At 60.6% G+C, this 21,656-nt stretch carries 24 protein-coding genes; 17 read left to right on the forward strand and 7 right to left on the reverse strand.

The genetic code is table 11. From position 1 onward, the window contains the following. Window positions 1–99: 99 nt before the first annotated feature. Window positions 100–327 carry a hypothetical protein gene (locus tag AMK02_RS31825; protein WP_189637030.1) on the reverse strand — a complete coding sequence of 76 codons (228 nt, stop codon included), beginning with the start codon at window positions 325–327 and terminating at the stop codon, window positions 100–102. On the opposite strand from AMK02_RS31825, the gene AMK02_RS20960 reads away from it, so the two are divergent. After that, the gene (locus AMK02_RS20960; RefSeq protein WP_064806430.1) at window positions 275–841 is read left to right on the forward strand and encodes a sugar transferase; all 567 of its coding nucleotides are present in this window, start codon (window positions 275–277) and stop codon (window positions 839–841) included. The genes AMK02_RS31825 and AMK02_RS20960 overlap by 53 nt on opposite strands. A gap of 124 nt (window positions 842–965) precedes the next feature. Beyond that, on the forward strand, window positions 966–3,017 hold the full coding sequence (locus tag AMK02_RS20965) for a polysaccharide biosynthesis protein (protein WP_082929700.1): 2,052 nt from the start codon (window positions 966–968) through the stop codon (window positions 3,015–3,017). On the opposite strand, the gene AMK02_RS20970 is transcribed toward AMK02_RS20965, so the two are convergent. The 3 genes from AMK02_RS20970 to AMK02_RS20980 all read right to left on the reverse strand — a co-directional run bounded on the left by AMK02_RS20970 (window position 2,993) and on the right by AMK02_RS20980 (window position 5,304). After that, on the reverse strand, window positions 2,993–4,267 hold the full coding sequence (locus AMK02_RS20970) for an O-antigen ligase family protein (protein ID WP_064806432.1): 1,275 nt from the start codon (window positions 4,265–4,267) through the stop codon (window positions 2,993–2,995). The two genes, AMK02_RS20965 and AMK02_RS20970, sit on opposite strands and share 25 nt — an antisense overlap. Window positions 4,268–4,627: 360 nt before the next feature. Further along, entirely contained in the window at window positions 4,628–4,879 is a 252-nt protein-coding gene (locus AMK02_RS20975) for a hypothetical protein (protein ID WP_064806653.1), read from the reverse strand. A 38-nt stretch (window positions 4,880–4,917) separates the two neighbouring features. Further along, window positions 4,918–5,304, reverse strand: a complete 387-nt coding sequence (locus AMK02_RS20980; protein WP_064806434.1) for a DUF2934 domain-containing protein — start codon at window positions 5,302–5,304, stop codon at window positions 4,918–4,920. A 186-nt stretch (window positions 5,305–5,490) separates the two neighbouring features. On the opposite strand from AMK02_RS20980, the gene AMK02_RS20985 reads away from it, so the two are divergent. Continuing rightward, the gene (locus AMK02_RS20985) at window positions 5,491–6,213 is read left to right on the forward strand and encodes a GntR family transcriptional regulator (RefSeq protein WP_064806436.1); all 723 of its coding nucleotides are present in this window, start codon (window positions 5,491–5,493) and stop codon (window positions 6,211–6,213) included. A gap of 44 nt (window positions 6,214–6,257) precedes the next feature. After that, window positions 6,258–7,445: a mannonate dehydratase gene (uxuA, locus tag AMK02_RS20990; RefSeq protein WP_064806438.1), complete on the forward strand. Its 1,188-nt coding sequence runs from the start codon at window positions 6,258–6,260 to the stop codon at window positions 7,443–7,445. Between the two features lie 12 nt (window positions 7,446–7,457). Here uxuA and AMK02_RS20995 read toward each other — a convergent pair whose 3' ends face one another. Both AMK02_RS20995 and AMK02_RS21000 read right to left on the reverse strand, forming a co-directional pair. Then, window positions 7,458–8,324 (reverse strand): aldose 1-epimerase family protein, encoded by an 867-nt coding sequence (locus AMK02_RS20995; protein ID WP_064806440.1) that lies wholly within the window; start codon window positions 8,322–8,324, stop codon window positions 7,458–7,460. 85 nt (window positions 8,325–8,409) lie between these two features. Beyond that, window positions 8,410–8,739 (reverse strand): DUF6665 family protein, encoded by a 330-nt coding sequence (locus AMK02_RS21000; RefSeq protein ID WP_064806443.1) that lies wholly within the window; start codon window positions 8,737–8,739, stop codon window positions 8,410–8,412. 142 nt (window positions 8,740–8,881) lie between these two features. On the opposite strand from AMK02_RS21000, the gene AMK02_RS21005 reads away from it, so the two are divergent. From AMK02_RS21005 to AMK02_RS21025, 5 genes are all read left to right on the forward strand, one after another. After that, complete coding sequence (locus AMK02_RS21005) at window positions 8,882–10,504, forward strand: ABC-F family ATP-binding cassette domain-containing protein (protein WP_064806445.1); 1,623 nt, start codon at window positions 8,882–8,884, stop codon at window positions 10,502–10,504. Between the two features lie 166 nt (window positions 10,505–10,670). Further along, a complete protein-coding gene (locus AMK02_RS21010; protein WP_237358360.1) occupies window positions 10,671–11,243 on the forward strand; it encodes a hypothetical protein in 573 nt (190 codons plus the stop codon). Window positions 11,244–11,341: 98 nt separating this feature from the next. Then, on the forward strand, window positions 11,342–11,506 hold the full coding sequence (locus AMK02_RS21015) for a DUF1328 domain-containing protein (RefSeq protein WP_003571841.1): 165 nt from the start codon (window positions 11,342–11,344) through the stop codon (window positions 11,504–11,506). Window positions 11,507–11,833: 327 nt separating this feature from the next. Next, entirely contained in the window at window positions 11,834–12,355 is a 522-nt protein-coding gene (locus tag AMK02_RS21020; RefSeq protein ID WP_011427480.1) for a DUF992 domain-containing protein, read from the forward strand. 75 nt (window positions 12,356–12,430) lie between these two features. Next, window positions 12,431–12,898 carry a GNAT family N-acetyltransferase gene (locus AMK02_RS21025; protein WP_064806449.1) on the forward strand — a complete coding sequence of 156 codons (468 nt, stop codon included), beginning with the start codon at window positions 12,431–12,433 and terminating at the stop codon, window positions 12,896–12,898. A gap of 57 nt (window positions 12,899–12,955) precedes the next feature. Here the strand turns inward: AMK02_RS21025 and AMK02_RS21030 are convergent, their stop codons facing one another. Further along, the gene (locus AMK02_RS21030; protein ID WP_064806450.1) at window positions 12,956–13,885 is read right to left on the reverse strand and encodes a LysR substrate-binding domain-containing protein; all 930 of its coding nucleotides are present in this window, start codon (window positions 13,883–13,885) and stop codon (window positions 12,956–12,958) included. Window positions 13,886–13,958: 73 nt separating this feature from the next. Between AMK02_RS21030 and AMK02_RS21035 the strand changes: the two genes are divergently transcribed. The 8 genes from AMK02_RS21035 to AMK02_RS21070 all read left to right on the forward strand — a co-directional run bounded on the left by AMK02_RS21035 (window position 13,959) and on the right by AMK02_RS21070 (window position 21,624). After that, window positions 13,959–14,876 (forward strand): DMT family transporter, encoded by a 918-nt coding sequence (locus AMK02_RS21035; RefSeq protein ID WP_082240391.1) that lies wholly within the window; start codon window positions 13,959–13,961, stop codon window positions 14,874–14,876. Window positions 14,877–14,987: 111 nt separating this feature from the next. Then, window positions 14,988–15,761: a DeoR/GlpR family DNA-binding transcription regulator gene (locus AMK02_RS21040; protein ID WP_064806455.1), complete on the forward strand. Its 774-nt coding sequence runs from the start codon at window positions 14,988–14,990 to the stop codon at window positions 15,759–15,761. A 121-nt stretch (window positions 15,762–15,882) separates the two neighbouring features. Then, the gene (gene glpD, locus AMK02_RS21045; RefSeq protein ID WP_064806457.1) at window positions 15,883–17,397 is read left to right on the forward strand and encodes a glycerol-3-phosphate dehydrogenase; all 1,515 of its coding nucleotides are present in this window, start codon (window positions 15,883–15,885) and stop codon (window positions 17,395–17,397) included. Window positions 17,398–17,439: 42 nt separating this feature from the next. Beyond that, window positions 17,440–18,537, forward strand: a complete 1,098-nt coding sequence (locus AMK02_RS21050; RefSeq protein ID WP_064806459.1) for an ABC transporter ATP-binding protein — start codon at window positions 17,440–17,442, stop codon at window positions 18,535–18,537. Window positions 18,538–18,546: 9 nt separating this feature from the next. Next, the gene (locus AMK02_RS21055) at window positions 18,547–19,617 is read left to right on the forward strand and encodes an ABC transporter ATP-binding protein (protein ID WP_064806461.1); all 1,071 of its coding nucleotides are present in this window, start codon (window positions 18,547–18,549) and stop codon (window positions 19,615–19,617) included. A 3-nt stretch (window positions 19,618–19,620) separates the two neighbouring features. Then, a complete protein-coding gene (locus tag AMK02_RS21060; protein WP_064806463.1) occupies window positions 19,621–20,487 on the forward strand; it encodes a carbohydrate ABC transporter permease in 867 nt (288 codons plus the stop codon). 14 nt (window positions 20,488–20,501) lie between these two features. Continuing rightward, window positions 20,502–21,329: a carbohydrate ABC transporter permease gene (locus AMK02_RS21065; protein WP_064806465.1), complete on the forward strand. Its 828-nt coding sequence runs from the start codon at window positions 20,502–20,504 to the stop codon at window positions 21,327–21,329. Between the two features lie 13 nt (window positions 21,330–21,342). Next, the gene (locus AMK02_RS21070; RefSeq protein ID WP_064806467.1) at window positions 21,343–21,624 is read left to right on the forward strand and encodes a DUF2160 domain-containing protein; all 282 of its coding nucleotides are present in this window, start codon (window positions 21,343–21,345) and stop codon (window positions 21,622–21,624) included. The last annotated feature ends 32 nt before the right edge of the window (window positions 21,625–21,656 follow it).

A 21,656-nucleotide genomic window follows, 5' to 3' on the forward strand; every position in this document is an offset into this window, starting at 1 on the left:
AAAATATCGTCTCATCTGTCCGCGCAGATCTATGGTTAACGAAAGGTGACGGAAATAAACAGGGAGATAACTTCTCGTTAAGATCTTCTGCCTTTGAGATCATGAGGTTGCAAGATTTTTGATCGGCAAGGCGAGGGAAGGATCTATCGACGATCGGACGGCGTTTTCTGGAGAAACGGTGCGGTTGGAGTTGACGTGAAACGCCTTTTTGACGATACGGCGCGATGGCGTATGGCGGAAATCCGCTGAAGAGGCAACGGAAGAAGTGCGGGGCATGGGCTTGAAACGGGCGGTGGATTTTTTCCTGGCTTTGGTGGCTTCGGTCATCCTGCTCGTTCCGATCCTTGTCGTCGCTCTTAGTGTCCGGCTAACGTCGCCAGGACCGATCCTCTATTGGTCAAAACGTATCGGGCGTTTCAATCAGATCTTCCTGATGCCGAAATTCCGCAGCATGCGCGTCGACACGCCGACAGTCGCCACACATCTTCTCGAAAACCCCGAGCGGTTCCTGACGCCCATCGGCTCGTTTCTGCGCAAATCCAGTCTCGACGAACTGCCCCAGCTCTGGTGCATTTTGACGGGCAAGATGAGTTTCGTCGGGCCGCGCCCGGCGCTCTACAATCAGTATGATTTGATCGAATTGCGGACGGCCCACGGCGTCGACAAGCTCCTGCCAGGATTGACCGGATGGGCGCAGATCAACGGGCGTGATGAATTGCCAATTCCGGAGAAGGTGAAATTCGATGTCGAATATCTTGAGCGGCGCTCCCTCGGTTTCGACATGCGCATCCTCTTTCTGACGGCCGACAAGGTAGTCAGCCGTAAGGGAATAAGGCACTAAAGTTACCTACTTCTGATAGATAGGCGGTGCGGAAGACTTTGATTTCCGATTATTTCAGTTGCGCTCGTTGTAGAAAATGACAAGAAGGTGGTTGTCTGATTGATCCGCGAGACGCTGGGAAGCAATGCCTGAAAATACCCCCACTGAGACGCCACGCTCGAGATGGTTCTTGGTGCCGATGCAGGCGCTCGTCGCCCCTCTGCTGGCCATGCCGCGTGCTGCCAAACGCGCGCTCGCCTTGCTGGTGGATTCCGGTCTTTGCGTTCTGACGATCTGGCTGGCTTATTGCTTCCGTCTGAACGAATGGACGGTGCTAACCGGCGTGCAGTGGTTGCCGGTCTTCGTTTCCTTGTGCATGGCGCTTCCCATCTTCATCGTCATGGGCATGTATCGGGCGATCTTCCGTTATGCCAACATGGCCGCTTTCATTGCCGTTCTAAAAGCAATTGCGATCTACGGCGTCGCCTTCATGACGATATTTACGGCACTCAGCGTCCCGGGCGTTCCGAGAACCGTCGGCATTCTCCAGCCCTTCCTGCTGCTGATTGCGATCGGCCTGTCACGGTTGGGCATCCGTTATTGGCTCGGGGATACCTATCAGCGTATTCTTCACCAGAATACGCTCGCCAAGGTGTTGATCTATGGGGCGGGAAATGCCGGACGGCAACTCGCCGGCGCTCTGACGAACAGCGCCGAACTCAATGTCGTCGGCTACCTCGATGATGATCCGCGCCTTAAGGGCGGCATCATGGGCGGTTTGCCGATCTATGACCCGTCGGATCTTCCGGTGCTCGCCGAAGCACTTGGCGTGCACAACGTGCTTCTTGCTCTTCCATCCGCATCGCGACAGCGTCGCAATGAAATTCTCGAGCATATCCGCAAAGCCAGGGTGAACGTCCGGACATTGCCGGATCTCACGGCGCTGGCTCAGGGACGAGTCGCGGTCTCCGATATTCGTGAGCTGGAGATCGAAGACCTGCTGGGTAGGGAAGCGGTTGCGCCGCGGCAAGAGCTGCTCGACAAGGCGATGCGCAACAAGGTGGTGATGGTCACGGGCGCCGGCGGCTCTATCGGCGGCGAGTTATGTCGCCAGATTCTGCGCAACGCGCCTTCGAGCCTCATCCTCATAGATCAGAACGAGTTTGCGCTTTATAATATTCATGCCGAATTGTTGAAGCTGGCCGAAGTTTACAAGCATGAGAGCTTGCAGATCGTGCCGATCCTTTGTTCCGTCCGCGACCAGGATCGCATGGAACATATCATGCAAAGCTGGCGGCCTCAGACGCTTTATCACGCTGCTGCTTACAAGCATGTGCCTCTCGTCGAACACAATGCCGTGGAAGGCATCAAGAACAATGTCATGGGGACATTGATCACCGCACGTGCGGCAAATAAATGCGGCGTCTCGAATTTCGTGCTGATCAGCACGGACAAAGCCGTGCGCCCGACGAATGTGATGGGCGCCAGCAAGAGGCTGGCCGAGATGGTGCTGCAGGCGCTTGCGGCAGAGCTGACCGCTGACAGATTGCGGACGAACTTCTCGATGGTCCGCTTCGGAAATGTCCTCGGTTCCTCCGGATCCGTCGTGCCGCTGTTCCGGCAGCAGATCAAGGACGGCGGCCCGGTTACCCTGACGCATCCGAAAATAACCCGCTACTTCATGACCATTTCGGAAGCCTCGCAACTTGTCATTCAAGCGGGCGCCATGGCCGACGGCGGCGATGTTTTCCTGCTCGATATGGGCGAGCCCGTCCGCATTGCGGATCTCGCCCGCAAGATGGTCGAACTGTCCGGATTGACCGTCCGGGACGTTGATAATCCAGAAGGGGACATCGAGCTTGCCGTTACCGGCCTGAGGCCCGGTGAGAAGCTTTATGAAGAACTGTTGATCGGGGATAACCCCGAGACAACTGAACATCCGCGGATTATGAAGGCGCGCGAGGATTTCCTGTCCTGGGCGGAACTTTCAAAGAAGCTCAACTCGCTCAATGCGTCATTGGACCGAAACGACATGGTCGCGGCACGTGCGACTTTGGCAGAACTCGTTTCCGGCTATTCCTCGACGGGCGAGGTTTCCGATCTTGCGTTTACCGGCGCCGAAACCAATCCGGCGCATGAAGATGTCAACGCGCTAGCCTCAGCCGCAGGAAATCAGCTTCGAACGACAGGTGCATAACGCGTGCTGCCCCGGTCCGCGCAAATAAGAGCGACCATATAGGCGAAGATCGGATCCAGAGCTTTTTGGTTGAACATGATACCGAAGCTGCCGGTTATAATGTAGCTGCTGGTCAGCAAGAGAGCGAGCGCTATGGCTAAATCCCGGCCAGGGCCAGGTTCCTTTTTCCAAGCACCGATCACGGGCGTCAGGAGCAGCAGCGAAAGCGCTGCGATGCCGACAAGGCCGGCGTCAATTCCGGCGGTCAGAAAGCCGTTATGGACATGCGAATAGGGCAGTTGCTGCCTTAGGCTCTCCGGGACTTCTGCCAAGACAGCAGCCATCCGGTTTTGCGGGCCATAGCCGGTCAACGGATCCTTGGTGATTGCCGATAGGGCACCCTTGTAAAGAGCAACCCGCGCGCTCAGCGATGTGATATCGCCATTGGTGCTTTCGAGCGATGACAGATTGTCCTGGAGCTCACGGACGCGATAGACAACCTGGTCGCTGCCCAAGGCGAGAAGTGCCAGCAACAGTACCGATCCGGTGATGGCGAGGCTGCGCAGACTGACATGAAATCGGTTTTTGGGAAAATACCAGAGAAAGATGACGAGCTGAACGGGGATGACAAGCCAGGCCGAGCGTGTTCCGGAAAGCAGCGCGCAGCCGAGGCCAGCGGCATATCCCAATATCGCGATCTTTTGCTCCATGCTTTTGGGAGATTGAATATTGAGTAGCGCGACGCCGCCGAAAAGCACGCCGATAACGCCCAGCAGCGCCGCGTTCGAGGTTCCCGCCTCCGCCCTCGGCATCAGGAACAAGACCTGAAGCAGGCTGAAAAGAAAAGTAACGATCATGCCGAGACCCGCGCCGAGGATAAAGAGCGGCATAAGGCGGCCATCGGGAGATTGACGCATTCGCGGCAAAATCAGCCAGATCGAAAAGAACGGCAGGAGCCGGAAAATCCAATCCAGTTCTTCCGAGAAAGGCGGATTGACGAATATGCTGACGATCATCACCACCGGGTAAATCGTCATGCAAATGGCAACCATTCGGTCGGACTTCGACAGGTTCAGAGGAAAGCGGGCTCTTGCCAGACAATAGAGGCCTGAGACCATCGACCCGAGGAGGATGAAGGAGTTGAAGTTAGGCGAAAGTCCGGGCAGGATTGCAAAGAGAAAGACCGCAATGCCATTGGTTCGATCAAGCGCGCTTCCTGACCCGTTCCCGGGGTGAAGCACCGCAATCACGAGTTGCCTGAAATAATTCACTTTGGTAGCCCTGACGTGTCGCTTTCCAGCCTCGCTAAGGACCGTTGTCACCGCTGTCAAGCCGTGAAGGCAGGAGGAACCTGCGCTTTTTTCACTGTCGTATTCCGGCAACAGCAGATTCGGATGCTCATTGCTCCTGCTCGACGACGGTCGCAACAGGCTGCAACAGCAAAGCTGTTCCGAACAGAAAACACGTTTGAGGTGCGAACCTATTGAGAAGCTTTGTCATCTGGCGGCGCATTCCCGCTATCAGGGAACGCCTGCAGGCACAGGATCTGAATCTCTCGCCATTCCAACCAAAGTGGCCGGCCGTTGTAGGACAGCGACGCGCCAGCGCGCCGCCACTTTTGGGGCCTGCAGCTATCGCCAATATGGGCGCGGCGCGCTTTCCACCGATGACCGGCCGAGGAGATAGCCGAACCCGAATGCGAGAATACCAATACTGAGCAACAATGCGCTGGCGGTGTGCGGGTGGTTTCTAGCCCCGGCCGTGACTGCATGGACCTCACGTTTCACCCCGCTGGCCGCCGATTGGACAACCTTGGCCAGTCCTTCCGGCGGCTCGACGGGGGTGCCGGTAAATCCGGCGTCCAAGTCTTTTTTATCGACCATGTCGGGAGACCTTTCCTGCATTGGCTCAAGACCGCAATTTAATTCTGCTCGCGTGTGCCGGGTGAGGCTTCGCGTTGGTCCGCGTCTTCGATATCCGTCTTGACCAGGAAGGCATCGCTATGTTGGCGCGAGGCCTCGCGCAGCGCTTCCAGCTTGGGAGGATTGTCGGCCTCGCCATATTGCGCATCGAGCTCATGCTCGGCGCGAATCCAGTGCTCCCGATGCCTGCCCTCCGGCCTGCCTTCCTTCTCCCACAGCGCATGTGCTCTTTTCCGGATCTCCTCCTCACGGAGCACCGCCGGGCCGGTTTCGTGTGTGGCTTGCCGCGCCATCTTCCCTTTCCGCGCGCCGGTGAGGGAGAGTTCCTTCAGCCGTGTGTCATCGGTCGTGTCTTCATTTTTTGTGCGTCGTACCGGGTTCCTCATCGGCGCCTCCTTGATTGGATCTCAACCAATTCGGCTGATCTAAGTTCCAACCAACAGTCTCGACAGCATCGAAACCGCGGTGAAACGACCGCGAACCTCCAAATGTGATCCAATCCCTCCGTAGGTCTTGGCAGGGTGTTGCGACTGATATACTAGTATGCCAGAACACCATCGCTGGTTTTGATTATGCGGCAGTCCTCAGAAGCCCAAGCGCCTGCGGTTTCGATTTTTCAGGACGTCGGTCCGAGGTTGCGACGCGTCACCACGGCCGGTGCCATCTACGAACGTCTCTATGCCGACATCGTCTCGCTCAGAATGCCGCCTGGCCTGTTGCTGCAGGAAAAGCGGATCGCCGAGGATTTCGGGGTGAGCCGCACGCCGGTGCGCGAGGCACTGCTCAGGCTCTCTGAAGGCGGGCTGGTCGACATCTATCCGCAGTCGGGCACGGTCGTATCGCGTGTGCCTGTCGCGTCGATCCCGGAGGCGGTGGTCGTGCGCAAGGCGCTCGAAGGTACGACCGTCGAGGCTGCCGCCGAAACCGCCAGCGCTGCCGATATTGCCCATCTGGATGCGATCATCTCCCGGCAGCGCTCGCTTGCTGCGCTCGGCAACGCCTCGAACTTTCATGAAGAGGACGAGGCCTTCCATGAGGCGATCGCTGAGATAGCAGGTTATCCCGGCATCTGGGCGCTTCTGAAGACGGTCAAGGTGCAGATCGACCGGGCGCGGCGGCTGGCGCTGCCGGCGCTTGGGCGCATGGACAACGTTGTCCGCGAACACATCGTCATTCGCAACGCGCTCGCCGCCCATGATGCTGCGGCTGCACGCGGCGCGATGATCCATCACTTGAGCGCCGTCATTCCCGACGTCGACGAATTGCGCTCGCGTTACCCCGATTATTTCTGCTGAGGGCAGGATCACTACGAAACGAAAAGGCGAGGAAAGGAACAAGGATGCGGCAGGGTTGGAGATGGTTCGGGCCGGAAGCGCCGGTGACGCTGGATGATGTCCGTCAGACCGGGGCGACCAACATCGTCTCGTCGCTGCATCAGGTGCCGATCGGCCGGGCTTGGACGGAGAAGGAAGTGCGCGAACGCCAATCGCTGATCGAGACGACGCCGGCCGATCGCTCGTCGCTCGTCTGGTCGGTCGTCGAAAGCATTCCGATCCCGGATGCCGTCAAGCGCAGGGGCGGGGAGGCGAAGGCCGAAATCGAGGCGTGGATCGCCAGCCTCGAAGCGGTCGCCGCCTGCGGCATTCCGATCGTCTGCTATAATTTTATGCCCGTCGTGGACTGGACCCGCACCGAACTCGATTTCGTGACGCCGACCGGGGCCACCGCCATGCGCTTTGATCATGAGCGTTTCGCGGCCTTCGATCTTTTCATTTTGGAACGGCCGGATGCGGCACGAGACTATTCCGATGCGGATCGCGAACGGGCGCGCATCGTCTTCGAGGCGATGTCGGAGGATGAGATCGCCGAAATCACCCGCATCATCACATCGGCTCTGCCGGGTTCGACCACTGAACCTCTGACGATTCCGGCCTTCCGGGAAAAGCTTGTCGCCTATAGCGGCATCGATGCCGCAAAGCTGCGCCGGCACCTGATCGAATTCCTAGAGGCGGTGACGCCGGCGGCCGAAGCACGCGGCGTCAAGCTGACGCTGCATCCCGACGATCCGCCGCGGTCGCTGTTCGGCCTGCCGCGCATCGCCTCGACGGCCGATGATTATGCTGCTCTCTTCGATGCGGTGCCATCGAAGGCGAACGGGATGTGCTATTGCACCGGCAGCCTTGGCGTGCGCGCCGATAACGATTTGCCGGCGATCGCCCGCCGTTTCGCCTCACGGATCTATTTCGCCCATCTGCGCGCAACGACGCGAGAGGGCGATGGCCGAACGTTCCATGAAAGCGCGCATCTGGAAGGCGACGTCGACATGGTCGCGGTTCTCCGGGAACTGGTCGCCGAAGACCGTCGTCGCGGTGCTCAGGATACCATCGTCTTCCGCTCGGACCATGGCCACCGAATGCTCGACGATCTCGACAAAACAGTCACGCCCGGCTACCCGGCCATCGGCCGCATGCGCGGCCTTGCTGAACTGCGCGGCATCCTGCATGCGCTAGGCGCGCCGCCGAATTGAGGGCGCGGGCTGTCATGAAATCTCGACCGTAAAGGCGAAGCGCGTGCTCGCGCCGGGCGCTAATATGTTCGTGTACGGCCGCTGCAACAGTTCGCTCGAGCCTCCCGCTTCCGCAGCGGTTCCATGCCATGGTTCGACGCAGATGAAGGGCGCCCCCGGCTTCGTCCACAGGGCAAGATTCGGCAGGTTTTCGAAATGGAACCGCAAAGTCGGCCCGCCCTCGGCGCCGTAGCGCAGCCCTTCGCCTGCGCCTTTGGGGAAGATCATCGCATCCTGGTCGAACAGGGCATAATCCAGCACCACCCGGCCTTTATCGAAGGGCGAGGGCAACGGCGCTGGATTGATGAGGCCGCCCTCCAGCCGCACAAGCTCCGGCTCACCCTCATTGTCGAGCGCGACGGTGTGGGCGCGCCCGGAGGCACCCGGCAGCGGCCAGGCAAAGGCCGGATGGAAGCCGAATCCGAACGGTATCGCCTTCTGGTCGCGGTTGCTGACTTCGGCGGTGACGGTCAAAGCGCGGCCCTCGACCGCGTGTTCCACGGCCAGCAGAAAGTCGAAAGGATAGATCCCCTGTGTAGCCGCAGAGGCGGCAAGCTCGTACCGGCAGGCTGTTGCCGTAGAGGCTGCGAGGGCAAATTCGCTGCGCCGGGCAAAACCGTGCTGCGCCAATGGATAGACCATGCCGTCGATCGCGATTTTGTCGTCCGGAGCCTTGCCGACGATCGGAAACAGGATCGGCGAGCGCCCTGTCCAGAAGGTCGCGTCGCCCGTCCACAACCAAGAGCGCCCGTCATTGGTGGTCAGCGCCTGCATTTCTGCGCCGAGGGAAGAGATGTCGACGGTGATATCCCGATTGCCGATCCGAATTGTGCTTGACATGGCAATTCCTTTCACGCTGGTTCGGTACAAGCATAGCTGCCTGCACCGCGGTTTCTATCTGTAGGTGGAAGACGCACGTCAGCCGTTATTTCCGTATTGCGCCCAGTCTCGCGATCACTTCGTTCGGGATGCCGTAGCGCTGGATGGCGTCGCGGTTGTTGCGCAAGCCGCAAATCTCCCGCTGAATGAAGAATGCCCAGACGGCGTCGGAGGCGTCATTGACAAGCCTCTCGCGTTCCTCTGCGCTTTGATGCTCGCCGGTCCAGGCTTTCAGCGCGGTGAGTGCCGCCTCCACCTTCAGCCCGTGACGCCCGAGCGCATCGGCGCGTTCCGACATCAACTCATATTCGAGGACGTTGAAGCCGTTTCTATCCTGCTGGGATTGTCTGAAGGATTGCGGCGGACGAACGCTCATGGGTGCGGATTCCTTGATCGGCGTAGGCCAACAACATTATCCAATGCGGCCTTCGAGATCGAGAGGGTAGGGGAACGGACCTATCCCGCCGTTTCCCTGCGTGGTAAGGGCGCCGTAACTTTTCTCAGGCCCCGCACACATCATGATTCGTATCGAAAATATCAGCAAGCAGCTCAGCCACCGCATCCTCTTTATCGAGGCTTCGGCAGCCCTCAACAAAGGCGAGAAGATCGGCCTCGTCGGCCCGAACGGCGCCGGCAAGACGACGATCTTCCGGATGATCAACGGTGAGGAGCAGCCCGACGAGGGACAGGTCTCCTGCGAGAAGGGCGTCACCATCGGCTACTTCAACCAGGACGTCGGCGAAATGTCAGGCCACAGCGCCGTCGCCGAGGTGATGAACGGCGCCGGGCCGGTCAGCGTCGTTGCCGCCGAGCTGCGGGAGTTGGAGGCTGCCATGGTCGACCCCGAAAGGGCCGGCGACATGGAGGAGATCATCGAGCGCTACGGCGAGGTGCAGGCGCGTTACGAGGAGCTGGACGGTTATGCGCTCGACGGCCGCGCCCGCGAAGTACTTGCGGGCCTGAGCTTCAGCCAGGACATGATGGACGGCGACGTCGGCGCGCTGTCGGGCGGCTGGAAGATGCGTGTGGCGCTTGCCCGCATCCTGCTGATGCGCCCCGATGTCATGCTGCTCGACGAACCGAGCAACCATCTCGACCTCGAAAGCCTGATATGGCTCGAAGAGTTCCTGAAGGGCTATGAGGGTGCGCTGCTGATGACCTCGCATGACCGCGAGTTCATGAACCGCATCGTCAACAAGATCCTCGAGATCGATGCCGGCTCGCTGACCTCCTATTCCGGCGACTATGAATTTTACGAGCAGCAGCGGGCGCAGAATGAAAAGCAGCAGCAGGCCCAGTTCGAGCGCCAGCAGGCGATGCTCGCCAAGGAAATCAAGTTCATCGAGCGGTTCAAGGCGCGCGCTTCGCATGCTTCGCAGGTGCAGAGCCGCGTGAAGAAGCTGGAGAAGATCGACCGGGTGGAGCCGCCCAAGCGCCGCCAGTCGGTCGCGTTCGAATTCCAGCCAGCCCCGCGCTCGGGCGAGGACGTGATCAGCTTGAAGAACGTCCATAAGAAATATGGCACCCGAAGCATCTATGAGGGGCTGGACTTCATGGTGCGGCGGCGGGAACGCTGGTGCATCATGGGCATCAACGGCGCCGGCAAATCGACATTACTGAAGCTGGTGACGGGCACCACGACGCCCGACGAAGGCAGTGTCGCTCTCGGGGCGAGCGTCAAGATGGGTTATTTCGCCCAGCACGCCATGGATATTCTTGATGGCGAGCGCACGATCTTCCAATCGCTGGAAGATCGGTTTCCCCAGGCAGGGCAGGGGCCTTTGCGGGCTCTCGCCGGATGTTTCGGTTTTTCCGGCGATGATGTCGAGAAAAGGTGCCGGGTGCTGTCAGGTGGCGAGAAGGCCCGATTGGTCATGGCGATGATGCTGTTCGACCCGCCGAACCTGCTCGTGCTCGACGAACCGACCAACCATCTCGACCTCGACACGAAGGAAATGCTGATCAAGGCGCTCTCGCAATATGAGGGCACCATGCTCTTTGTATCCCACGACCGGCATTTCCTGGCTGCCCTTTCCAACCGCGTGCTGGAGCTGACGCCGGAGGGCGTCCATCAATATGGCGGCGGTTACACGGAGTATGTGGCGCGCACGGGCCATGAGGCGCCTGGCCTGCGCAGCTGACGGCTACTTTTTCGTCGGCAGGTCGAAACCATCGAAATCGAAACGACCAGCAGAGCGCCGTCCGAAATAGTGTTGGATGGCCGGAGCTCTATCGGCGGTTTTATGTGAGCGAAGAAGAGCGCCAGCCGACATTGCCGGCGCTCTGCCACGATGATGACCCATTTCCGTGGTGTTCGGGCCTTCTTCAAACAATCGGGGCGGGCACATCAGCATGGACTGGATCAATCGTCATATCGATCAGCCGTTATTGAACGGCGCGGCAGGCTTGCTGCGGCAGTGGCACATTCGTACGCGGCAGTCGCCGGAGCTGCTGGAGCCGACATGGAATCTCGTCGTACTGTCCTTTCTCCTTATCGCGAGCGGACAGGTTATGGCGGGCAAACCTTTCGCGCTCAGCATCGCCGCGCTGATCATGCTGGCCCTGCCTTCAGCCAAAAAATTGCTTTCGGCGGTCAAGGCAGGGGGAAGCGCCTATGGCGCCCGGGAATACAAGTCGTCGAGGGCGCGCGCCGTCGCCAAACGGGAGGCGGAATGGTCGGTGCGGATTATCGTGCTGTTTTCATCCGCCTGCCTTCCATTCATCGCCCGCATCGATGATCCGGTGGGCGCCTGTTTCATGCTGGGGGCAAGTGTCTGGTTCGTGCTGACCGGGCCGCTCAAGACCTATCTCGATGCGGCCGAACCTCCCGAACCGACCGAAGGCGACCGGATGTACAGCGGCGTCTTTCATTTCGGTTGAACAAAGCCAATGCGACGGTCCATTCGCAGGCCGTGAGAGTGAGGGAACCAAACCGGGCGGTCGCCGTTATCTCCGCAGCAACGTAAAAGGAGATTGCGATGCTTTACTACGCTCTGGTGTTTCTCGTTGTGGCCTTGATTGCCGGTGTCCTCGGATTTGGCGGCATCGCAGGGGCTTCAGCTTCCATTGCCCAGGTTCTGTTCTTCATTTTCCTGGTGTTGTTCGTCGTCTCGCTTGTCATGCGCTTCATGCGCAGAGTATAGTGAAGATGGGTCAAGTATAAAGCCCGGTGATAATTATCACCGGGTTTTGTTTTTCTTGACGGCCCTCAGCGGCCGGTGGAGACTCGCTTCGAGCGAATGTGCTTTTCGTGCAACCATTCCTAACAAGATCGTGAAAGACCGCATGCTGGTCGCATATGCCTTCGAAATGTCCCAATGGGGCTGAACCGTGGAGCTGTCGCTTGCGCATTCCCACGCGCTTTGAGACGCGACGCGAAAACGGCGCCGTCCGGGATTGCTTTGCCGTCCCCTCCGATATCCGGTGCCGCCAGCCGGGTGTTCCCGTCACGATTTGAGAAGGAGAGACTTATGAAAAAAACTCTTGCGACGGCGTTTGCCGCGGTATCGTTGACGTTTGTCGGCGCGGGGGCGGCCAATGCCGCCGACCCCGTCACCAGAACCTATGAAGAGCCGGACCTGCGCAACGGCGTGAAGATCGGTTATCTCACTTGCGATATCGGCGGCGGCACGGGTTATGTGCTCGGTTCGTCCAAGGAAGCCGATTGCGTCTTTCAGTCAATTGTCGGCAATGAGCTTTTCGATCATTACACCGGCGAAATTCGAAAGCTTGGTATCGATCTCGGCTTTACCACGCGCAGTCGCCTGATCTGGGCGGTGTTTGCACCCACGGCTGGTTATCATCGCGGGTCGCTCGCCGGACTTTATGTCGGCGCCAGCGCAGAGGCGACGGTCGGTGCTGGCGTCGGCGCCAACCTCCTGGTCGGTGGCACCTCCGGTTCAATCCATCTGCAGACGGTTAGCCTGACCGGCCAGCTCGGCCTGAACGTTGCGGCCGGCAGCGCATCGATGACCTTGACCCCGGCGGATTGACGGGTTTGTCGCCCCCCGCCGCGACGCGGCGGGGGCGTCACGAGATTATTCGGTTGGCTTGCTGGCGACGAAACGATGGATATCCGAATTGCAACGCCCGACGAGGATGAGATCCTGGTCGGCCACTACCTGAAAATCTGGGACAGCTATGGCACGCCGCCCGAACATTACAGGCCGGATGCGGCGGCGCGGATATTGTCGTTTTTGAGAAGCGGTCGCGAGGAGCGACGCCTCGCCTCGTTCCTGGCCGTTGTGGACGATGAAATCGCCGGTTCCGTATCTTGCCAGCTGCACCAATCGCCGTTTCCGGAAGTCATTCGGCCGGAGCAGCGGTTGCACGGTTACATATGGTCCGTCTATGTCGCCGAGGCCTTCCGCCGGCGCGGCATTGCTTTGGCGCTGACGAACAGGGCCCTTGATTATCTGAAATCCATCGGCTGCACGACTGCCGTCATCCATGCCTCGGATGTGGGGGAACCAGTCTATCGCAGCGCTGGCTTCGAGCTGGCGAAGGAAATGCGCCTAAAGTTTCCTGTGGAGTGAGCCGCATAGCCGAAGCGCCTACAGACGGCTGAGGAATGTGCGCGGCGCGTTTTCTGTTTATGTTTTCGGCTTGCCAGGTGCGATAAAGGCGTTGATCGCCGCCTCGTCATGGCCGGCTTCGCGCAGAAAGCGGCTGGCGAATTCGATGGCAGGGCTTCTCAATGCATCGTCCGGCCGGATCAGGTGAAAAGCGACATGGGAATCGAGGGTACGCTGTGACACTGCGACAACGCGCCCGGCGGCAAGCGCGGCATCCGACAGCGGCGGCCGCGCAAGCGCAATGCCGAGCCCTTGCGCGCAGGCATCGACCACCAGATTGTAATCCTCGAAGCGTCGGTCCTGACCACGCGGCGTATAGTCGACGCCCTCACGCGCTAGCCAGCGACGCCAGCCCTCGATATTGGAGTCGTGAAGGATCGGCAGATCGAGCAGCGAAAGCGCATCCGAGCGCTGCCCGAGTCGCGCTGCCATCGCCGGTGAGGCGATCGGAAAGGATTTCTCCTGCCAGAGCGGCAGGGCGCGCACGCCGGCCCATGGTCCCTTGCCGCAGCGGATGGCAAGGTCCGTGCCTTCGCCAAAGTCCGCCAGGCGGTGCTCGAGCGTCAATTCGACATGCAGCTCATTTCCTTCGAGCTTTGCCAGGCGCTGAAACAACCATAGAGAGGCAACGGACGGGGTAACGGAAAGGCGCACCACGGCCTTGTTCGGCCGTGGCAGCCAGCGCTCGCCAGTGTTACCGAGCAGGGAAAGGGCTTCCTCGGCACGGGCGAAGAAGCGCATGCCCTCCGGGGTGAGGCGCACACCGCGAGCTTCACGCGCGAAGAGCCGCACACCCATCCAGCGCTCGAGCCGCGAGACCTGCCGCGATACGGCGCCATGGGTGATTCCGCTTTCCTCGGCCGCGGCCGAAAATGATCCGAGCCGGGCGGCGCGGGCAAAGGTCTCGAGCGTATCGAGCGGTGGGAGCACTGGCGAGCTGTGAACCATGCGCACATTTGATCATCGATTGCGGTGCTTTTCAAGCATGCGTCCAAGGCCTAATCCATTGTCGCACGCACGGATGGAGGCGAAAATGAGCATGGCGGCAAGCGCACCGGTTTCGGCAAGAGAGCAAGGCGGCTTCGATCTGATCGCCTTTGCGGCGATTGTCGTCACCATTCTCTTCTGGGCCTCTTCCTTCGTGGTCATCCGCATCTGTCTCGGTCCGCTGACGCCGATCGAACTGGCAACGGCGCGTTATGTGGCGGCCGGTGTTCTCGCGCTTGTCTACCTCGCCATCTACCGGCCGATGCCGGAAAAGCGTGATTTCGTCCGCCTCTCGGTCGCTGCCGTCCTCTTCATCGCCGCCTATGCGGTTCTCCTGAACACCGGCGAGCAGACGGTGGCGGCGGGGCCGGCGAGCTTCATCATCAATACCATGCCCGTCTTCACCGCTCTGATTGCCACATTCGCGCTCGGCGAGCGCTTCGGACGCTGGGGCTGGGCGGGAACTGCGGTTTCCTTCGGCGGCGTCGCGCTGATCGCCGTCGCCTCCGACGGCGGCTTTAAGCTCGATCCGAACGCTGTGTTGATCCTCGGCGCAGCGCTCTGCTCGGCGATATCAAGCGTGCTGCAGAAGCCGCTGCTCGCTCGCCTGCCGGCGCTTGCCGTCACCGCCTGGATCCTGCTGATCGGCTCCGTGCCGCTGTTTCCGGCCGTCCCATCGACGATCCGCGCGCTGGCGGAGGCGCCAGCAGAGGTCAATTGGGGCGTTGCCTATCTCGTCATTTTCCCGACTGCGATCGGCTATCTCACTTGGGCCATCGCCTTGAAGCGGCTGACGGCCGCGCGCGCCTCGAATTTTCTCTACGGCGTCCCGCCGGTCGCAACGCTGATCGGGTTCGTCTGGCTGGGCGAGACGCCGACGGCATTGGGTGCTGCCGGCGGCGTCATGGCGATCCTTGGCGTGCTCGTGGTCAACGTCATGCGGAAGCGATAACTGCATCGCGCTGCCGCCACGTTCGGAGTGTGGAAGCCGGGCGACTGACAAATAGGCATTGCGCCGCCGTTCGCTTTCTTTAAAAACGAAAGCAGAGCGAAAGGGGCGCCGATGTTCTTGACCGACCGACAAACTGAAATCGTGGCGATTGCGAAATCGAGCGGCAGGGTTCTGGTCGAGGAACTCGCCTCCCGCTTTTCGGTGACGCCGCAAACGATCCGCAAGGATCTGAACGATCTCTGCGACGCGCAGGTGCTGACGCGCATCCATGGCGGCGCAACATTTCCGAGCGGAACGGAGAACGTCAAATACGAGGCGCGGCGCCAGATCGCCGCTTCGGAGAAGCAGGCGATCGGTATGGCGGCAGTCGAGCTGATCCCGAGCGGAGCCTCGCTTTTCATCAACATCGGCACGACGACCGAAGCGGTGGGCGAGGCGCTCGCCAATCACCACGAGCTGATGGTGATCACCAATAACATCAATGTTGCCAACAGGTTGCGTCTCTTTCCGGCAATCGAGGTGGTGATTGCCGGTGGCGTCGTGCGTGGCTCGGATGGCGGCATCGTCGGCGAAGCGGCTGTCGATTTCATCCGCCAGTTCAAGGTCGATTATGCCGTCATCGGCGCATCGGCAATCGATATCGATGGCGCGCTCCTCGATTATGATTTTCGCGAAGTGAAGGTCGCTCAGGCGATTATTGCCAATGCCCGCCACGTTATTCTCGTTGCCGATTCGACCAAGTTCGAACGCGCCGCGCCGGTTCGGATCGGCCAGCTTTCCCAGGTCCATACCTTCATCACCGACCACTGTCCGGTGCCGTCGATCCGCAATCTCTGCCTCGAAAACAATGTGAAGCTGATCGAAACGAGCACCAGATCGCGCTAGGTCATGCGAATGGAACAAACATTCGTTTGACATTCACATTCCTTTCGTTTTAACTGTTATCACTTTCGCAATCGCGCGAGTTTTGTGCGATGCGAAATCAGCAGCGGGCTCGGAGGGGCAATTGGGCCGGGAGATACACGACATATTCGTCATCGGGGGCGGCATCAACGGCTGCGGCATTGCCCGCGACGCCGTCGGGCGCGGCTATTCCGTCGCGCTGGCGGAGATGAACGATTTCGCCTCCGGCACCTCGTCCGGAGCCACCAAGCTGATCCATGGCGGCCTGCGTTATCTCGAGCATTATGAATTCCGCCTGGTGCGTGAATCGCTGATGGAGCGCGAGATCCTCTGGGCGATGGCGCCGCACATCATCTGGCCGCTGCGCTTCGTATTGCCTTATCATAAGGGCGGCATTCGCCCCGCCTGGCTGATCCGGCTCGGGCTCTTCCTTTACGATCACCTCGGTGGCCGCAAGCTGCTGCCGGCGACTGATGTGCTCGACATGCGCAGGGATCCGGCCGGCAAGCCGCTGAAGGCGCTGTTCACAAGGGCGTTCGAATATTCCGACGGCTGGGTCGACGATGCCCGCATGGTCGTGTTGAACGCCCGCGACGCTGCCGACAAAGGGGCGACGATCATGCCGCGCACCAAAGTGGTGTCGGCGCGGCGCGAGAATGGCCTCTGGCACATTGAAACGACCGATACGGTCACTGGCCGCAATGACAGCCATCAGGCCCGCATGCTGATCAATGCCGCCGGTCCCTGGGTCGATCATGTCATCCGTTCCGCCTTCGGCCAGAACGGGGCTCATCATGTCCGTCTCGTTCAGGGCAGCCATATCGTCGTCAGGAAGAAGTTCGACGACCCGCGTGCCTATTTCTTCCAGAATCCCGACAATCGCATCATCTTCGCTATTCCCTATGAGGGCGACTTCACCCTGATCGGCACCACCGACCGCGACTACACCGCCGATCCAAAAGATGTCCGGATCTCCGAGGAGGAGACCGTCTACCTCTGCAACGCGGCTTCGGAATATTTCAAGGAGCCGGTGCGGCCCGAGGACATCGTCTGGACCTACTCGGCAGTCAGGCCGCTTTTTGACGACGGCGCCTCGAAGGCGCAGGAGGCGACGCGCGATTATGTGCTGAAGCTGGAAGGCGAGGGCGGGGCTGCGCCGCTGCTCAACGTCTTCGGCGGCAAGCTCACCACCTATCGCCGGCTTTCCGAACATGCGCTGGAGAAGATCGGCGCCGCGATCGGCGTTAAGGGTGCTCCTTGGACGGCCAAAAGCCATCTGCCCGGCGGCGACTTCCCGGTCCGTGGCTACGAAGCGGAGGTCGCCGGTCTGAAGCGGCGCTATCCGTTCCTTGCCGATGCACACGCCCGCCGACTGGTGCGCCGCTACGGCACGCGGGCTGTGACGCTGCTTGGCGCTGCCCGCGGCCTTGAGGACCTCGGGCGGCTGTTCGGCGGCGATCTCTACGAGATCGAGGTCAAATATCTCGTCGAGCATGAATGGGCCCGGCACGCCGAAGACGTGCTGTGGAGGAGAACAAAGGATGGTCTGCGCCTTTCGAAGGAACAGGCTCAGTCACTGGAGGAGTACATGGCTGCCATACCGGCGATGGCCGGATAAGGCGGCGTGTGGTCCCCGCTGCGTGGAGGCACGGGAATCGGAATGCTGGAACTGCGAAACGCCGCCAAGATGGTAGGCGCGGACTATCACATCTATCCGACCGATCTGGTCCTTGAGCGGGGTACGCTGAATGTCCTGCTCGGGCCGACGCTGTCGGGCAAGACGTCGCTGATGCGGCTGATGGCCGGGCTTGATCGTCCGACCGCCGGCTCCGTCCATTTCGACGGCGCCGATGTCACCGGCATGCCGGTGCAGAAGCGCAACGTCGCCATGGTCTACCAGCAGTTCATCAATTATCCGGCGCTGACCGTATACGAGAACATTGCCTCGCCGATGCGCATCTCGGGCAAGGATGCCGCCACAATCGACCGCGAGGTGCGCAAGGCGGCCGAGCTTTTGAAGCTGACGCCCTATCTCGACCGCACGCCGCTCAATCTGTCCGGCGGCCAGCAGCAGCGCACCGCTCTTGCGCGTGCACTCGTCAAGAATGCCAGCCTCGTGCTGATGGACGAGCCGCTCGCCAACCTCGATTACAAGCTGCGTGAGGAACTGCGTGAGGAACTGCCGAAGATCTTCGCCCAATCCGGCGCGATCTTCGTCTATGCCACGACCGAACCGTCCGAGGCGCTCCTGCTCGGCGGCAATACGGCGACATTGAACGAAGGCCGGGTAACGCAGTTCGGGCCGACCATCGATGTTTACCGCCGGCCCGCCGACCTCGCCACCGCCGGCATCTTCGCCGACCCGCCGCTGAACACGCTCGACGTCACCAAATCCGGCAATGTCTTTACGCGTCCGGGCGGGGCAGCCCTTCCGGTCCCCCCGCATCTGGCTGCCGTGCCGGACGGGCCGGTGACCGTCGCTTTTCACCCGCACCATCTCGGCTTCAAGCCGCAGACGGACGACGCAGCCCGTCTGCAGGCGCGCACGCTGGTTTCGGAGATCACCGGTTCGGAGAGCTTCGTTCACCTGGATTATGACAGCGTGCGCTGGGTGATGCTGGCGCATGGGATTCACGATATCGATCCCGACATGGAGATCGAGGCCTTCCTCGACACGCGCCACCTCTTGGCCTTCGGCGCCGATGGCCGCGCTATCGCTGCAGCCGGCCGCGCTGTCGCAACGACCGGAAAGGCATAGGAGAGCACAATGGCACGCATTACGCTCGACCATATCCGCCACGCCTACGGAGCCAATCCGCAGACGGAGAAGGATTATTCGCTGAAGGAAGTCGACCACGAGTGGAACGACGGCGGCGCCTATGCGCTGCTCGGCCCCTCCGGCTGCGGCAAGACCACGCTGCTGAACATCATCTCGGGTCTGCTGCAGCCCTCGCACGGCCGCATCCTCTTCGACGGCAAGGATGTCACGAACCTGTCGACTCAGAGCCGCAACATCGCGCAGGTCTTCCAGTTTCCGGTCATCTACGACACGATGACCGTTTACGACAATCTCGCCTTTCCCTTGCGCAACCGCGGCGTGGCGGAAGCCGATGTCGACCGGCGCGTCCGCGACATTCTCGAAATGATCGACCTTGCCGGTTGGGCCAAGCGCAAGGCGCAGGGGCTGACGGCCGATCAGAAGCAGAAGATCTCGCTCGGCCGCGGCCTGGTGCGCAACGACGTCAACGCCATCCTGTTCGACGAGCCGCTGACCGTCATCGATCCGCATATGAAATGGGTGCTGCGCTCGCAGCTGAAGCGGCTGCACAAGCAGTTCGGCTTCACTATGGTCTACGTCACCCACGACCAGACCGAGGCGCTGACCTTCGCCGAGAAGGTCGTCGTCATGTATGACGGCCAGATCGTTCAGATCGGCACGCCGGCCGAGCTCTTCGAGCGGCCGAGCCACACCTTCGTCGGCTATTTCATCGGCTCGCCTGGTATGAACGTCATGCCGGCGCAGATCGACGGCAGCGCCGTCAAGGTCGGAGACGAGGTGCTGACGCTCGATTACGCGCCGAAGACCGCAGGCAGTTCCAAGACCGAGCTCGGCATCCGCCCCGAATTCATCCGTCTCGGGCGGGAAGGCATGCAGGTTACCATCGCCAAGGTCGAGGATATCGGCCGGCAGAAGATCGTGCGCGCCCACTTCGCCGGCCAGCCGATTGCGATCGTCGTGCACGAGGATGCCGACATTCCCACGGATGCCCGCGTCACTTTCGATCCGTCCGCCATCAGCATTTACGCCGACAGCTGGCGTGTCGGCAGGGAGGCCTGAGCCATGCAAAAGACGTGGAACAATAAAGCCTGGTTTCTGGTCCTGCCGGTGCTGCTGCTCGTCGCTTTTTCGGCCGCCATCCCGCTGATGACCGTCGTCAACTATTCGGTCCAGGACACGTTCGGCAACAACGAGTTCTTCTGGGCCGGCACCGACTGGTTCGTCCAGACCCTGCATTCCGACCGCTTCTGGGAAGCGCTCGAGCGCAACCTGCTCTTCTCCTTCATCATCCTGGCGCTGGAAATTCCGCTTGGCATCTTCATCGCGCTCAACATGCCGAAGAAGGGCATCGGCGTTCCCGTCTGCCTCGTTCTGATGGCGCTGCCGCTGCTCATCCCGTGGAATGTCGTCGGCACCATCTGGCAGGTCTTCGGACGCGTCGATATCGGCCTGCTCGGCCACACGCTCGAAGCGATCGGCCTCGACTACAACTACGTCCGCGATCCGGTCGATGCCTGGGTCACCGTTATCATCATGGATGTCTGGCACTGGACGAGCCTCGTCGTGCTGCTCTGCTATGCCGGCCTCGTCTCGATCCCCGATGCCTATTATCAGGCCGCCAAGATCGACGGCGCCTCGCGCTGGTCCGTCTTCCGCTACATCCAGCTTCCGAAGATGAAGCGGGTGCTGCTGATCGCCGTGCTCCTGCGCTTCATGGACAGTTTCATGATTTACACCGAGCCCTTCGTCGTCACCGGCGGCGGCCCAGGCAACTCGACGACCTTCCTGTCGATCGATCTCGTGAAGATGGCCGTTGGCCAATTCGATCTCGGCCCCGCCGCGGCGATGTCGATCATCTACTTCCTGATCATCCTGTTGTTGTCATGGATCTTCTACACGGTCATGACCAGCAGCGACGCCAACGCCTGAGAAAGGAGAGATCCATGGGTTCGACAATGAAATACAAGCCCGCCGGAAATTTCTCCTGGGTGGTCACCACGCTCTACATCCTCTTTCTGCTCCTGCCGATCTATTGGCTGATCAACATGAGCTTCAAGGAGAATGCCGAGATCACCGGCGCCTTCTCGCTTTGGCCGCAAAACCCGACGCTCCGGAACTACGCCGTCATCTTCACCGATCCGTCCTGGTATAGCGGTTACATCAATTCCATCATCTACGTGGTGATGAACACTGTCATATCGGTGCTTGCGGCGCTGCCGGCGGCCTATGCTTTCTCGCGCTACCGCTTCCTCGGCGACAAGCATCTGTTCTTCTGGCTGCTCACCAACCGGATGGCACCGCCCGCCGTCTTCGCACTGCCCTTCTTCCAGCTCTATTCGGCCTTCGGCCTGATCGATACCCACATCGCCGTGGCGCTCGCCCACTGCCTGTTCAATGTGCCGCTGGCCGTGTGGATCCTGGAAGGTTTCATGTCGGGCGTGCCGAAGGAGATCGACGAAACCGCCTATATCGATGGTTACTCCTTCCCGCGCTTCTTCGTGAAGATCTTCATGCCGCTGATTGCGAGCGGGATCGGTGTCGCCGCCTTCTTCTGCTTCATGTTCTCGTGGGTCGAACTGCTGCTGGCCCGGACGCTGACGACGACGGCGGCAAAGCCGATCTCGGCGATCATGACGCGCACGGTTTCGGCGGCCGGCATGGACTGGGGCGTTCTGGCGGCAGCCGGCGTGCTCACCATCATCCCCGGCGCGCTGGTCATCTATTTCGTCCGCAACTACATCGCCAAGGGCTTTGCCCTGGGCCGCGTCTAAGGAGGAGACGGCCATGAATTTTTCCTGGATGGCCTGGACGCTGCCGACGGCGCTGTTCTTCCTGACGATCCTGGCGCTGCTGATCGCCATGAGCGTCTGGGAATATTTTTCGCCGGGCGGCACGCCGCGCACGGGCGTGCTGCGTTTCGAGACGACGCGCGGCGACCGGCTTTTCATTTCGCTGCTTGGCGCAGCGTTCATTCATCTTGCATGGCTTGGGCTCGCTGGGCCCAACCTATGGTGGGCTCTTGCCATTTCCGTAGTCTACGCCATCGGCGTGTTCCGCTACGTGTGACGGCAAGGAGAAGACAGATGGCCGGGGGTACT

Source organism: Rhizobium sp. N731, from assembly GCF_001664145.1.
Lineage (GTDB): Bacteria > Pseudomonadota > Alphaproteobacteria > Rhizobiales > Rhizobiaceae > Rhizobium > Rhizobium esperanzae.